A 13,679-nucleotide genomic window follows, 5' to 3' on the forward strand; every position below is an offset into this window, starting at 1 on the left:
GAAACTATCGGGTCAGAGCGCTTCGCTACCGATCGCCACGCTCATCGCATGAGTCGCCCCTGGCTTGAGCACCACCACGTCATCCATCACATTCGCCGTCTCGATGCACAGCATGCGCTGCCAGCCATCGTCGGCCATGTCCGGCAGGTCGCGGGCGCGGTCGGTCCAGGGATTCCAGATTACCGCGGTGCGGGAGCCGCCAGCGGTAAGGGTGATGCGCCGGTTCCAGTGCGGATCGACAATCGCCAGTCGCTCAGGCGCGTTCAGGTAGATGCGATCAGTCTCGCCGGCGAAACCCAGGCTGCCCTGTTGTTTGCGCTGTTCCCAGTTGGCCAGTGTTTCGATGTAGGCCAACCCGTCAACGCCTTCCACTTGCACCTGGCGCACATCGCTCACGGCGAAGTAGCTGTGCAGCGCCTGGCTCAGGGTGACATCGGTATTGCCGAGGTTGTAGCTGGTGAGGGTGAGCTTCAGCTGGTCGTCCAGTTCTACCAGGAGCTTGAGTTGGACGTCATGAGGCCAACCCGGCAGCTCACCCTGGGCTTCGGGCAATTCGAACTCGAACTGCAGGTGGTCGCCGTGTTCCTCGGCGCGCAACAACTGCCAGTCACGGCCACGCACCAGGCCGTGGGCGGGCGGCTGCTCGCCCTTGAACATGGCTTTGACCGAATCGGGATTGCGCTCGAAGATACCGAACCACGGCCAGCACACGGGTGCGCCGGCACGCACCGACTTGCCCTGGCGGAAGATGGCCTGGTCGCTCAGCCACAGCAGCGGTGGCTCACCCAGGCGCTGATAGCTCAGGACCTGGGCGCCCTGTTGGGCAATCAGTAGTTCGGCATGATCGCTGGTGATGCGCCAGCAGTTGAGTTCGCCGTGCCGCTCGGTCTCGACCGTGAAGTTAGCCATTGCGTTCGTCTCATTGATTGTCTGTCAGGCCGTTGGACCCGGTGACGTGCAATGAGTTTACCGCTCGCCAGGCTCAGCGACGAGGTACGGAGCGGGTGCGACCACTGCCATCGATGGCGACGAACACGAACACTGCCTCGGTGACCTTGCGCCATTCGCTGGACAGCGGGTCGTCGCTCCACACTTCGACCATCATCTGGATCGAGCTGCGGCCGATTTCCAGGGTCTGGGTATAGAAGGACAACTGCGCGCCCACCGCCACCGGCACCAGGAACGCCATGCGGTCGATGGCTACCGTGGCCACTCGGCCTCCGGCGACGCGGCTGGCCATGGCGGTGCCGGCCAGGTCCATCTGGGCGACCAGCCAGCCGCCGAAGATATCGCCGAAACCGTTGGTCTCGCGCGGCAGCGCGGTGATCTGCAAGGCCAGGTCGCCTTGCGGGATAGGATCTTCTTGTTCGAGCTCAATCATGCCGTGGGGCCTCTGACCCGTGACGCTTCGTTGGTGGCGCAATAACGGACGCCGTAAAAACGATTCAGCAACACGCATACTACGCTGATTTCGCTTCAGGGGGCGGCCTCAGGGAAACTCTGCGAAACAGTCTGACAACAATGACCGACGTTTTCGCACAGCATCCCTCAGGATAAGCAACCTTTTCCTACGAGCGGGCAGTATATATACCTGCACAGCCAGCGACGACCGCACATTCATGAATATCTGTATGGATTTTGTACCGCTATGAGCGCGGCTCGGCAATTTGCTATCTTCGCCGACTACTCAATCCAGAAGCCGCATGCCAAGCGGTCCGCAGACCTACAAGAGAAAGAACAGCGATGACCTCCGTGCAGAGCAGTATCGAGCAGCCGTCCCGGCCGTTGTCCCGCAGTGACTACAAGACCCTCTCGCTGTCCGCGCTGGGCGGTGCACTGGAGTTTTACGACTTCATCATCTTCGTGTTCTTCGCCACGGTGGTGGGCAAGCTGTTCTTCCCCGCCGACATGCCCGAATGGCTGCGCCTGATGCAGACCTTCGGCATCTTCGCCGCCGGCTACCTGGCCCGGCCACTGGGCGGCATCGTCATGGCCCACTTTGGCGACCTGCTCGGACGCAAGAAGATGTTCACCCTGAGCATTTTCATGATGGCCGTGCCGACCCTGGTGATGGGCCTGTTGCCCACCTATGCGCAGATTGGCCTGTGGGCGCCGATCCTGCTGCTGCTGATGCGGGTGATTCAGGGCGCGGCCATCGGTGGCGAGGTGCCAGGAGCCTGGGTGTTCGTCTCCGAGCACGTGCCGGCGCGCAACACCGGCTATGCCTGCGGCACGCTGACCGCCGGCCTTACCTCGGGCATCCTGCTTGGCTCGCTGGTGGCAACGCTGATCAATACGCTCTACACCCCCGAGGAAGTGGCGGACTACGCCTGGCGTATCCCGTTCCTGCTCGGTGGGGTGTTCGGCTTCTTCGCGGTCTACCTGCGCCGTTGGTTGCATGAGACCCCCGTTTTCGCCGAAATGCAGGCGCGCAAGGCCCTGGCCGAAGAGCTGCCGCTGCGCGCGGTGCTGCGTGATCATCGCGGCGCGATCATCCTGTCGATGCTGCTCACCTGGCTGCTGTCGGCCGGCATCGTGGTGATTATCCTCATGACCCCGGCGTTGCTGCAGAGCCTCTACCACGTCAGCCCCACCGACTCGCTCAAGGCCAATAGCCTGGCCATCGTGCTGCTCAGCCTGGGCTGCGTCGGCGCTGGCAGCCTGGCCGACCGTTTCGGCGCCGGGCGCGTGTTCATCGTCGGCAGCTTGGCGCTGCTGGCGTCGTCCTGGGCCTTCTACCACAGCCTGCCGACCCGCCCTGACCTGCTGTTCCCGCTGTACGCCCTGACCGGCCTGTGCGTGGGCATCGTCGGCGCGGTGCCTTACGTGATGGTCAAGGCCTTCCCGCCGGTGGTGCGCTTCAGTGGCCTGTCGTTCTCCTACAACCTGGCCTATGCGATCTTCGGTGGTCTGACGCCGATGGTGGTGACCGCGCTGCTGAAGTTCAGTCCTATGGCGCCGGCTTACTATGTGGCGTGCCTGTGCGCCGTCGGTCTGTTGGTGGGCATCTATCTGCTTGCACGCAAACGCTGAATCCCGCTCTAGATCCCCTCTGCAACATCCTGTAAAGGCCATCCCGGTTACCGGTGATGGCCTTTCATCCAATTGTCACATTCGAGTCATAGAGTGTTCATGCGGCCTGCAGATACTTGGGCCCGTTCCATCTCACAACCCACGATATTCCTGCTAGGAGCAAGGCATGAAACTGAAGCGTTTGATGGCGGCCCTGACCTTTGCCGCCGCTGGCGTCGCTGCCGCCAATGCGGTCGCCGCTGTCGATCCTGCAATCCCGACCTACACCAAGACCACCGGTGTTTCGGGCAACCTCTCCAGCGTCGGTTCCGACACCCTCGCGAACCTGATGACCCTGTGGGCCGAGGCCTACAAGAAGGAATATCCGAACGTAAACATCCAGATCCAGGCCGCCGGTTCCTCGACCGCGCCACCCGCCCTGACCGAAGGCACCGCCAACCTGGGCCCGATGAGCCGCAAGATGAAGGACGTCGAGCTGCAGGCGTTCGAGCAGAAGTACGGCTACAAGCCGACCGCCATCCCGGTTGCCGTGGACGCCCTGGCCGTGTTCGTGCACAAGGACAACCCGATCAAGGGCCTGACCATGGCTCAGGTTGACGCTATCTTCTCCTCCACCCGCCTGTGCGGCGGCAAGGCTGACGTCAAGACCTGGGGCGACATCGGTGTGACCGGCGACCTGGCCAACAAGCCAATCCAGCTGTTCGGCCGCAACTCGGTATCGGGCACCTACGGCTACTTCAAGGAAGAAGCCCTGTGCAAAGGCGACTTCAAGCCTAACGTCAACGAACAGCCTGGCTCGGCCTCGGTAGTGCAGTCGATCAGCTCGTCGCTGAACGGCATCGGCTACTCGGGCATCGGCTACAAGACCGCCAGCGTCAAGACCGTTGCCTTGGCCAAGAAAGAAGGCGGCGCGTTCGTCGAAGACAACGAAGCCAACGCCCTGAACGGCACCTACCCGCTGTCGCGTTTCCTCTACGTCTACGTCAACAAGGCGCCGAACAAGCCTCTGGCCCCGCTGGAAGCCGAGTTCGTCAAGCTGGTGCTGTCGCAGGCCGGCCAGCAAGTTGTCGTGAAGGACGGCTACATCCCGCTGCCAGCCAAAGTGGTCGACAAGACCCTGGCCGACCTGGGCCTGTCCCACGCGGGTAACGTTGCAAAGAAGTAAGTAATTGAGGTTGAGGCCGGTGACTAATAATACCGGCCTCTTCCACGAATTCCTTAGTCCGAAGCCAGGGCTCCTGCGCGGCGGGCTTTTTTGCGTCACTGCACTGTCATGTTTTTGTCATACGGGACCGCTAGGGTGTGCGCATGAATGATCTGGCCAACTCCACAATGACCCAAAATTCTCCTCCCGTGCGCATTGACTTCAATACGCCCGAGTTGCAACGCAAGCGCCGCCTGCGCGCCCTCAAGGATCGCCTGACCCGCTGGTACGTCCTGGTGGGCGGGCTTGCCGTGCTGGCGGCGATTACGCTGATCTTCTTCTACCTGGCCTATGTGGTGCTGCCGCTGTTCCAGGGCGCCACGCTTTCCAGCAAGAAGGCGCTGGAGCCGACCTGGCTGCAGCAGGACGCCGGTAAACCGCTGTTGATCGCCCTCGAGGAACAGAACCTCGTGGGTATGCGTGTATCCGACAAGGGCCAGGCCCTGTTCTTCGACACCAAGACCGGCAACGAACTGAAGCGCGTCGACCTGCCGCTGCCGGCCGGCGCCCAGGTCAGCTCGATCAGCACCGACCAGCCGGGCAGCCCGCTGGTGGTGGTGGGCCTGTCCAACGGCCAGGCGCTGGTGTTCCACCACACCTACAAGATCACCTATCCGGACAACAAGAAGACCATCGAGGCGGGCATCGACTTCCCCTATGGTCAGGACCTGTTCACCCTGGATGAACAAGGCCGCGCGCTGGAGCATGTGAGCGTCAACGTCAACGGCGACACCTTGTTGCTGGCCGGTTCCACCGGTGCGCACCTGCAGGTGATCGAACTGTCGCGCACCGAGAACATGATGACTGACGAGGTCACTGTCGAGCAGAACCGTATCGAACTGCCGCAGATGACCGAGGTGGTGAAGAACATCTTCATCGACCCGCGCCAGCAGTGGCTGTACGTGGTCAACGGCCGCGCCACCGCCGACGTGTTCAGCCTGCGCGACAAGAGCCTCAACGGCCGCTACAAGCTGCTCGAGGACGGCAACGCCGAAATCACCGCGACCGCCCAGCTGGTTGGTGGCATCTCGCTGATCTTCGGTGACTCCAAGGGTGGCCTGAGCCAGTGGTTCATGGCCCGCGACCCCGATGGCGAGTCGCGCTTCAAGTTGATCCGCAGCTTCCAGCTGGGCAAGGCCCCGGTGGTGCAGATCGACGCCGAGGAGCGCCGCAAGGGCTTCATCGCCCTGGATAGCGAAGGCAAGCTCGGCGTGTTCCACAGCACCGCGCACCGCACCCTGCTGGTCGAGCCGGTCGCCGAAGGCGCGGGCATCCTCGCCCTGTCGCCGCGCGCCAATCGCATCATCATCGAGCAAGGTGGCAAGCTGCTGCCGCTGAGCCTGAAGAACCCGCACCCGGAAGTCTCCTTCAGCGCGCTGTGGGGCAAGGTCTGGTACGAGAACTACGACGAGCCCAAGTACGTCTGGCAGTCGACCGCCTCGAACACCGACTTCGAACCCAAGCTGAGCCTGTCGCCGCTGACCTTCGGTACGCTCAAGGCCGCGTTCTACGCGATGATCCTGGCTGCCCCGCTGGCCATCGCCGCCGCCATCTACACCGCCTACTTCATGGCCCCGGGCATGCGCCGCAAGGTCAAGCCGGTGATCGAGTTGATGGAAGCAATGCCGACGGTGATCCTCGGCTTCTTCGCCGGCCTGTTCCTCGCGCCGTATCTCGAAGGCCACCTGCCGGGCGTGTTCAGCCTGTTCCTGATCATGCCGATCGGTATCCTGCTTGCCGGCTACAGCTGGAGCCGCCTGCCGGAGTCGATCCGCCTGCGCATCCCTGATGGCTGGGAAGCGGCGATCCTGATCCCGGTGATCCTGGTGATCGGTTGGTTTGCCCTGTACATGAGTCCGTTCCTCGAGAGCTGGTTCTTCAAGGGCGACATGCGCCTGTGGATCAGCAACGACCTCGGCATCACCTATGACCAGCGCAACGCCCTGGTAGTGGGTATCGCCATGGGCTTCGCGGTCATCCCGAACATCTACTCCATCGCCGAGGACGCTGTGTTCAGCGTGCCGCGCAGCCTGACCCTGGGCTCGCTGGCCCTGGGCGCGACGCCATGGCAGACCTTGACCCGCGTGGTCATCCTCACCGCCAGCCCGGGCATCTTCTCGGCGCTGATGATCGGCATGGGCCGTGCGGTAGGTGAGACCATGATCGTGCTGATGGCCACCGGCAACACCCCGGTGATGGAGCTGAACCTGTTCGAGGGCATGCGCACCCTGGCCGCCAACGTGGCCGTGGAAATGCCCGAATCGGAAGTCGGCGGCAGCCACTATCGTGTGCTGTTCCTCGCCGCCCTCGTGCTGCTGTTGTTCACCTTCGTGATGAACACCCTGGCCGAGCTGATTCGCCAGCGCCTGCGCAAGAAATACTCGTCGCTTTGATAGAAAGGTAGAGATCCGTGAAAAAGGATTCCCTCAAAGGCTGGTTCAAGAGCGGCGCCCCCGGCGTCTGGATCAGTGGCGGCGCGGTGGCCATGGCGGTCATCATGACCGTCGGCCTGCTGGCCGTGATCGCCGTCCGCGGCCTGGGCCACTTCTGGCCGGCCGACCTGGTCCAGGCCACCTACAAGGTGCCGGGCCAGGCTGACCACATCGTCATCGGTGAAGTGGTGCAGAAGGAAGAAGTGCCCCGGGAACGCCTTAAGGGTGCCGGCTTGCCGGTGCCCGACCAAGGCCCGGAGTTCATGACCCGCGAGCTGATCAAGGTGGGCAACCGCGACCTCAATGGCAGCGACTTCACCTGGGTGGTCGGCGAGTGGCTGGTCGACCAGCAGAAACCTGCCGACCTGATTGCCCTGGAGCGCCGCGAATGGGGCAACTTCTACGGCTATCTGGTCAGCGTCAAGGAAGAAGGCCGTGTGGTCGCCCAGGGACCGGAAGCCTGGAACGAGTTGCAGGCCCGCCTCAAGCGCGCCAGCCAACTCAACGACCAGCTTGTGAAGCTCGAGAAGAAGGACATCGGTGCCATCAACCACGGCCTGGAGCGCCTGCGCCTGCACAGCCGCAAGCTGGAGCTGGACGGCAAGCTCGACGCCGCTGCACAGGCCGACATGGACGCCGAGCGCGCCGAACTGAACAACCGCTACAAGGCCATCGAAGAGCGCCTCAACGGCCTGCACCAGGAGTTCGCCCGCGACAGTCTGGTAGCCCGCGACGGCAACGGCCGCGAAGTGGAGATCAACCTGAGCAAGGTGGTCCACGCCATCCAGCCGAACGCCATGTCCGGTTTTACCAAGATGGGCGCCTACTTCGCCAAGGTGTGGGAGTTCCTCAGCGACGACCCGCGTGAGGCCAACACCGAAGGCGGTATCTTCCCGGCCATCTTCGGCACCGTGATGATGACCCTGATCATGGCGGTGATCGTCACCCCGTTCGGCGTGCTGGCTGCCGTCTACCTGCGTGAATACGCCAGGCAGGGCCCGGTGACCCGGCTGATCCGCATCGCCGTGAACAACCTCGCCGGCGTTCCGGCGATCGTCTACGGCGTGTTCGGCCTGGGCTTCTTCGTCTACGTGCTGGGCGGCTCCATCGACCGGCTGTTCTTCCCCGAGTCGCTGCCGGCACCTACGCTGGGTACGCCGGGCCTGCTGTGGGCTTCGCTGACCCTGGCGCTGCTGGCCGTGCCGGTGGTGATCGTGGCCACCGAGGAAGGCCTGGCGCGTATTCCGCGCACCGTGCGCGAGGGCTCGCTGGCCCTGGGCGCAACCAAGGCCGAGACCCTGTGGAAGATCGTCCTGCCGATGGCCAGCCCGGCCATGATGACCGGCATGATCCTCGCCGTGGCCCGCGCCGCCGGCGAAGTGGCCCCGCTGATGCTGGTGGGTGTGGTGAAGCTGGCGCCATCGCTGCCGGTGGACGGCAACTACCCGTACCTGCACCTGGACCAGAAGATCATGCACCTGGGCTTCCACATCTACGACGTCGGCTTCCAGAGCCCCAACGTTGAGGCCGCGCGGCCGCTGGTGTACGCCACCGCGCTGCTGCTGGTGCTGGTGATCGCCACCCTCAACCTCTCGGCGGTGTGGATCCGTAACCACCTGCGCGAGAAGTACAAGGCCCTGGACCACTGATCCTGATTGCAAGCGCGCCGCCCGGATGCCGGGCGGCCCTTTGAAACGAATTGATAGCGTATGGAGTTGACCATGCAGCATGAATCCCACGCCCACGGCATCGACATGTCGGCCCTGGGCCGCGACAAGCAGAGCCTGCGCCTGGCTGAAGAGACCGTGGCCATCGAAGTACCCGGCCTGTCCCTGTTCTACGGCGACAAGCAGGCGCTGTTCGACGTCAGCATGAACATCCCCAAGCAGCGCGTGACTGCCTTCATCGGCCCGTCCGGCTGCGGCAAATCCACGCTGCTGCGCACCTTCAACCGCATGAACGACCTGGTCGACGGCTGCCGTGTCGAAGGCGCCATCAACCTGTACGGCAACAACATCTACCGCAAGGGCGAGGACGTGGCCGAGCTGCGTCGCCGCGTGGGCATGGTGTTCCAGAAGCCCAACCCGTTCCCCAAGACCATCTACGAGAACGTGGTCTACGGCCTGCGTATCCAGGGCATCAACAAGAAGCGCGTGCTCGACGAGGCCGTCGAGTGGGCGCTGAAGGGCGCGGCCCTGTGGGATGAGGTCAAGGACCGCCTGCACGAGTCGGCGCTGGGCCTGTCAGGTGGCCAGCAGCAGCGTCTGGTAATCGCCCGTACCATTGCCGTTGAGCCGGAAGTGCTGTTGCTCGACGAGCCGTGCTCGGCACTGGACCCGATCTCGACACTGAAGGTCGAAGAGCTGATCTACGAACTGAAATCCAAGTACACCATCGTCATCGTGACCCACAACATGCAGCAGGCGGCCCGTGTTTCGGACTACACCGCCTTCATGTACATGGGCAAACTGGTCGAATTCGGTGATACCGACACCCTGTTCACCAACCCGGCGAAGAAGCAGACCGAAGACTACATCACCGGTCGCTACGGCTAAGACCGGCAAGGTAGGAACGCCAGGGAACGACACGAACGACTTGAAGCCTGCAGCTGCTTCGCGGAGCGAAACGATGATCAACAAAGAAAGCCTTACCCACCACATCTCCCAGCAGTTCAACGCCGAGCTCGAGGAGGTGCGCAGCCACCTGCTGGCCATGGGCGGGCTGGTGGAGAAACAGGTGAACGATGCCGTCACCGCGCTGATCGAGGCCGACTCGGGCCTGGCGCAGCAGGTGCGCGAGGTCGACGAACAGATCAACCAGATGGAGCGCAACATCGACGAGGAGTGCGTGCGCATTCTCGCCCGTCGCCAGCCGGCGGCCTCCGACCTGCGCCTGATCATCAGCATCTCCAAGTCGGTGATCGACCTGGAGCGCATCGGTGACGAGTCCACCAAGATCGCCCGCCGTGCCATCCAGCTGTGCGAAGAAGGCGAGTCGCCGCGTGGCTACGTCGAGGTGCGCCACATCGGCGACCAGGTGCGCAACATGGTCCGCGACGCGCTGGACGCCTTCGCCCGTTTCGACGCCGACCTGGCGCTGTCGGTGGCCCAGTACGACAAGACCATCGACCGCGAGTACAAGACAGCGCTGCGTGAGCTGGTCACCTACATGATGGAAGATCCGCGCTCGATCTCCCGCGTGTTGAGCGTGATCTGGGCCCTGCGTTCGCTGGAGCGTATTGGCGATCACGCACGCAACATCTCCGAGCTGGTGATCTACCTGGTGCGTGGTACCGACGTGCGGCACATGGGCCTCAAGCGCATGAAGGCCGAGGTGCAGGGCGAAGCGTTCGATGAGGGCGAAATCGCTAATGTTCCGGCCGAACCGGACGATAAATAGGATTGCTCCCGAGCATGAACGCCCGGCAACCGCCGGGCGTTTTCGTTTGCGGTCGAGCACCAGCAGGCACCCGCGAACCGTGTGAGAAGTCCCGGCGTGACCAGTGGTTTGGCAAATGGCCATCAGTCGGCGGTATGCTAGCCGGGATCAAGAGGAGTATCGATGAGTAAAGTGAATGTGCTGGTCGTGGATGATGCCCCGTTCATCCGCGACCTGGTAAGGAAGTGCCTGCGCAATGCCTTCCCCGGCATGGTGATCGAGGACGCGGTCAACGGTCGCAAGGCCATGGCCATGCTGAGCAAGGAACGTTTCGACCTGGTCCTGTGCGACTGGGAAATGCCGGAGATGTCCGGCCTCGAACTGCTGACCTGGTGCCGCCAGCAGGAAGAGATGAAGGCCATGCAGTTCATCATGGTGACCAGCCGTGGTGACAAGGAGAACGTGATCCAGGCTATCCAGGCCGGCGTTTCCGATTTCGTTGGCAAGCCGTTCACCAACGAGCAGCTGCTGACCAAGGTGAAGAAGTCGCTGACCAAGATCGGCAAGCTCGACAGCCTGATGTCCAGCGCGCCGGCGCGGGTCAACTCGGCGTTCGCCAATGACTCGCTCAGCGCCCTGACCGGTGGTCGCCCGGAGGCGGCTAAGGTGAGCGCGCCCGTCGCCGCGCCAGTGGCAGCAGCGGCCAAGCCTCTGATCAACGCCCCTACGCCGAAGACTGCCGCTGCGGCGGCCCAGGCTGGTCGTGGTCAAGGCCAACTGCGCCTGTCCAGCGGAACCCAGCCGTGCATGATCAAGGCCCTGAGCCTCAAGGAAGCCCTGCTGGTGGTGCGCCGCGGCACCAACCTGCCACAGGTGCTCGAAGGCGCGGTGCTGGACCTGGAGCAAGGCGAGAATGCCGAAACCGCGCGCCTGAACGGCTACCTGCACGCCATTGCGGCGATGGAGCCCAAGCCTGAGAGCGACTGGCTGCAGCTGACCTTCAAGTTCGTCGACCAGGATGCGCAGAAACTCGACTACCTGTCGCGGCTGATCGCCCGCGGCACGGCGCAGAAGCATTTCACGCCTGGCGCTTGATGAGCGCTTGAGCATCGCGTCGGAGCGGATGTTGTGGGAGCGGGCTTGCCCCCTCCCACGTTACACCTCCAGCATCCCGACCAACTGTCATATCCCTCTCAAATCCGGCTGCTAGGCTTCGACAGAACACCACTGTCAAAAAGCCACCATCATGCCGCCTTCCCGACTGCTGCTGTTCTGTGCCTTGCTCACGGCCTCGGCGTCGAGCCTGGCCATGACCATCTACAAGACCACCGATACCTATGGCGTGGTTTCCTATTCCGACCGGCCCAGCGTGGGCGCCAAGGTTTTCGTCTTCCGCGAACCCATGGTCGAGCGCCTGGACGGCCAGGTGCGGCTGAAGACCGAGGATTTCGCCGGTGGCGTGCGTTTTGTCGCGCGCAACGAGCTGTTCGTGCCGATGGAAGTTGAACTGCGTGTGGAGCGCCTGGCCAATGCCCAGGGCGGTAACGCCTTGCGCATCGTCCGGCGCCTAGTACCGCCGCGCTCGAACCTGATCCTCAGCGTGGTGCAGGCTCGCCAAGGGGCTCGCCTCAAGTACGACACCAAGTTTCGCTACGCCATGGGAGACCCGGGCCAGCGCCCGCAGGGCTACCGTTATCCGTTTCCCTGGAAGGGTGGGCCGTTCCGCCTGAGCCAGGGCCCCAACGGCCGCTTCAGCCACTTCGGGCCCAAGGGCCGCTACGCCATGGATATCGCCATGCCCGAAGGCACACCGATCATCGCGGCACGTGGCGGGGTGGTGGTGAAGATCGAGAACAACCAGAGCGGGCGGGGCAACAATCCGGCGGGCAATTTCGTCAGGATCCTGCACCCGGACGGCACCATGGGCGTTTACCTGCACCTGATGCGCGGCTCGGTGGTGGTGGGCGAGGGGCAGCGTGTGGCCCAGGGGCAGGCGCTGGCTAAATCGGGCAATACCGGCAACAGCAGCGGGCCGCACCTGCATTTTGTGGTGCAGCGCAATGTGGGGCTGGCGCTGGAGTCGATCCCGTATCAGTTCGACCGGCCAATCGGTGGACTGCCGGACTTTACCGCAGGGAATCCATGACGCATCGCGAGGCAAGCCCGCTCCCACAAATGTAGGCGCGGGCTCTCAGGTCAATCGAGCTTGAGCACCTTGGCCAGCACGATCTTAGGCCCTTTCATCTTCTTGATGATGATGCGCAGGCCTTCGACTTCCAGCACTTCCTCTTCCTCGGGCACGCGCTTAAGCGTCTCGTAGATCAGCCCGGCGAGGGTTTCCGCCTCGATGTGGTCCAGGTCGATACCCAGCAAGCGCTCCACCTTGAACAGCGGCGTATCACCGCGCACCAGCAACTTGCCCGGCTGGTAAGCGAGGATGCCGCGCTCGGTCTTGCGGTGTTCGTCCTGGATATCGCCCACCAGCACTTCCAGCACGTCTTCCATGGTCAGGTAGCCGATCACTTTGCCGTCGGCTTCCTCGACCAGCACGAAGTGCGCGCCACCCTTGCGGAACTGCTCCAGCAGCTGGGACAGCGGCATGTGCCGGGATACCCGTTCCAGCGGGCGGGCGAGGTCTGCAAGGTCGATGGTTTGCGGCAAGTGGTCGAGCTCTGCCAGCTCCAGCAGCAGGTCCTTGATGTGCAGCAGGCCGGTGAATTCCTCGCGCTCGGCGTCATATACCGGGTAGCGACTGAACTTGTGACGGCGCAGCAGGGCGAGGATTTCCTTCAGCGGCGCATGGGCATCGATGCTGACCATGTCCTCGCGCGAGTTGGCCCAGTCGACCACCTCCAGCTCGCCCATCTCCACGGCCGAGGCCAGTACGCGCATGCCTTGGTCGCTTGGGTCCTGGCCACGGCTGGAGTGCAGGATCAGCTTGAGCTCCTCGCGGCTGTAGTGGTGCTCGTGGTGCGGCCCGGGCTCGCCTTGACCGGCGATGCGCAGGATGGTGTTGGCGCTGGCGTTGAGCAGGTAGATCGCCGGGTACATCGCCCAGTAGAACAGGTACAGCGGCACGGCGGTCCACAGCGACAGCAGCTCGGGCTTGCGGATCGCCCACGACTTGGGGGCCAGCTCGCCGACCACGATGTGCAGGTAGGAGATCACGAAGAAGGCGACGAAGAAAGAGATCGCCTTGATCAGCTCCGGGCTGTCCACGCCGACATAAGCCAGCAGCGGCTCGAGCAGGTGGGCGAACGCCGGCTCGCCGACCCAGCCCAGGCCCAGGGAGGCGAGGGTGATGCCCAGCTGGCAGGCCGAGAGGTAGGCGTCGAGCTGGTTGTGCACCTTGCGCAGGATGCTGCCACGCCAGCCATGCAGCTCGGCGATGGATTCGACGCGGGTGGAGCGCAGCTTGACCATGGCGAACTCGGCAGCCACGAAGAAGCCGTTGAGCAGCACCAGGAACAAGGCAAAGAGAATCATGCCGAAATCGGCGAACAACGAGGTGAGGCTGATACCAGGGGAAGGGTCCATGATGGGGTTTTACGGGGTCCGTCTGCTGAAATGTAAGAAAAAAAGTGCCAGCGTTTGCTGGCACAGGGGATCCAATGTAGCGGCTGAGGCTGCAA

At 63.3% G+C, this 13,679-nt stretch carries 11 protein-coding genes; 8 read left to right on the top strand and 3 right to left on the bottom strand.

What is annotated here, in order from left to right:
• Positions 1-12 precede the first annotated feature (12 nt).
• Together ACQ4OD_RS25750 and ACQ4OD_RS25755 are read right to left on the bottom strand one after the other, a co-directional pair.
• Positions 13-909: a D-hexose-6-phosphate mutarotase gene (locus ACQ4OD_RS25750; protein WP_430945176.1), complete on the bottom strand. Its 897-nt coding sequence runs from the start codon at positions 907-909 to the stop codon at positions 13-15.
• A gap of 73 nt (positions 910-982) precedes the next feature.
• Positions 983-1,381, bottom strand: coding sequence for an acyl-CoA thioesterase (locus ACQ4OD_RS25755; protein WP_003253317.1), 399 nt, complete (start codon positions 1,379-1,381; stop codon positions 983-985).
• Positions 1,382-1,743: 362 nt separating this feature from the next.
• On the opposite strand from ACQ4OD_RS25755, the gene ACQ4OD_RS25760 reads away from it, so the two are divergent.
• The 8 genes from ACQ4OD_RS25760 to ACQ4OD_RS25795 all read left to right on the top strand — a co-directional run bounded on the left by ACQ4OD_RS25760 (position 1,744) and on the right by ACQ4OD_RS25795 (position 12,193).
• Positions 1,744-3,033: an MFS transporter gene (locus ACQ4OD_RS25760; protein WP_102684601.1), complete on the top strand. Its 1,290-nt coding sequence runs from the start codon at positions 1,744-1,746 to the stop codon at positions 3,031-3,033.
• A 166-nt stretch (positions 3,034-3,199) separates the two neighbouring features.
• On the top strand, positions 3,200-4,198 hold the full coding sequence (locus ACQ4OD_RS25765; protein WP_102684600.1) for a phosphate ABC transporter substrate-binding protein PstS: 999 nt from the start codon (positions 3,200-3,202) through the stop codon (positions 4,196-4,198).
• Between the two features lie 143 nt (positions 4,199-4,341).
• Positions 4,342-6,630 (top strand): ABC transporter permease subunit, encoded by a 2,289-nt coding sequence (locus ACQ4OD_RS25770; protein ID WP_102684599.1) that lies wholly within the window; start codon positions 4,342-4,344, stop codon positions 6,628-6,630.
• Positions 6,631-6,647: 17 nt separating this feature from the next.
• Positions 6,648-8,318 (top strand): phosphate ABC transporter permease PstA, encoded by a 1,671-nt coding sequence (gene pstA / locus ACQ4OD_RS25775; protein ID WP_038707069.1) that lies wholly within the window; start codon positions 6,648-6,650, stop codon positions 8,316-8,318.
• Between the two features lie 72 nt (positions 8,319-8,390).
• Positions 8,391-9,224 carry a phosphate ABC transporter ATP-binding protein PstB gene (pstB, locus tag ACQ4OD_RS25780; RefSeq protein WP_031315066.1) on the top strand — a complete coding sequence of 278 codons (834 nt, stop codon included), beginning with the start codon at positions 8,391-8,393 and terminating at the stop codon, positions 9,222-9,224.
• A 73-nt stretch (positions 9,225-9,297) separates the two neighbouring features.
• Positions 9,298-10,068 (top strand): phosphate signaling complex protein PhoU, encoded by a 771-nt coding sequence (phoU, locus tag ACQ4OD_RS25785; RefSeq protein WP_023630537.1) that lies wholly within the window; start codon positions 9,298-9,300, stop codon positions 10,066-10,068.
• Positions 10,069-10,230: 162 nt separating this feature from the next.
• Positions 10,231-11,142: a response regulator gene (locus ACQ4OD_RS25790; protein ID WP_430945177.1), complete on the top strand. Its 912-nt coding sequence runs from the start codon at positions 10,231-10,233 to the stop codon at positions 11,140-11,142.
• 151 nt (positions 11,143-11,293) lie between these two features.
• Positions 11,294-12,193: a peptidoglycan DD-metalloendopeptidase family protein gene (locus tag ACQ4OD_RS25795; RefSeq protein ID WP_430945178.1), complete on the top strand. Its 900-nt coding sequence runs from the start codon at positions 11,294-11,296 to the stop codon at positions 12,191-12,193.
• Positions 12,194-12,243: 50 nt separating this feature from the next.
• Here the strand turns inward: ACQ4OD_RS25795 and ACQ4OD_RS25800 are convergent, their stop codons facing one another.
• Positions 12,244-13,584, bottom strand: a complete 1,341-nt coding sequence (locus ACQ4OD_RS25800) for a hemolysin family protein (protein WP_102684596.1) — start codon at positions 13,582-13,584, stop codon at positions 12,244-12,246.
• Positions 13,585-13,679 lie beyond the last annotated feature (95 nt).

It is taken from the genome of Pseudomonas sp. WC1, assembly GCF_050586565.1.
In the GTDB taxonomy this organism is placed as follows: Bacteria; Pseudomonadota; Gammaproteobacteria; order Pseudomonadales; family Pseudomonadaceae; genus Aquipseudomonas.

Bases quoted from the DNA above. Each gene is read 5' to 3' on its own strand.
- ACQ4OD_RS25755 (WP_003253317.1), bottom strand. From the start codon at position 1,381: ATGATTGAGCTCGAACAAGAAGATCCTATCCCGCAAGGCGACCTGGCC.
- pstB (WP_031315066.1), top strand. From the start codon at position 8,391: ATGCAGCATGAATCCCACGCCCACGGCATCGACATGTCGGCCCTGGGC.
- phoU (WP_023630537.1), top strand. From the start codon at position 9,298: ATGATCAACAAAGAAAGCCTTACCCACCACATCTCCCAGCAGTTCAAC.
- ACQ4OD_RS25790 (WP_430945177.1), top strand. From the start codon at position 10,231: ATGAGTAAAGTGAATGTGCTGGTCGTGGATGATGCCCCGTTCATCCGC.
- ACQ4OD_RS25760 (WP_102684601.1), top strand. From the start codon at position 1,744: ATGACCTCCGTGCAGAGCAGTATCGAGCAGCCGTCCCGGCCGTTGTCC.
- ACQ4OD_RS25770 (WP_102684599.1), top strand. From the start codon at position 4,342: ATGAATGATCTGGCCAACTCCACAATGACCCAAAATTCTCCTCCCGTG.
- ACQ4OD_RS25795 (WP_430945178.1), top strand. From the start codon at position 11,294: ATGCCGCCTTCCCGACTGCTGCTGTTCTGTGCCTTGCTCACGGCCTCG.
- ACQ4OD_RS25750 (WP_430945176.1), bottom strand. From the start codon at position 909: ATGGCTAACTTCACGGTCGAGACCGAGCGGCACGGCGAACTCAACTGC.
- ACQ4OD_RS25765 (WP_102684600.1), top strand. From the start codon at position 3,200: ATGAAACTGAAGCGTTTGATGGCGGCCCTGACCTTTGCCGCCGCTGGC.
- ACQ4OD_RS25800 (WP_102684596.1), bottom strand. From the start codon at position 13,584: ATGGACCCTTCCCCTGGTATCAGCCTCACCTCGTTGTTCGCCGATTTC.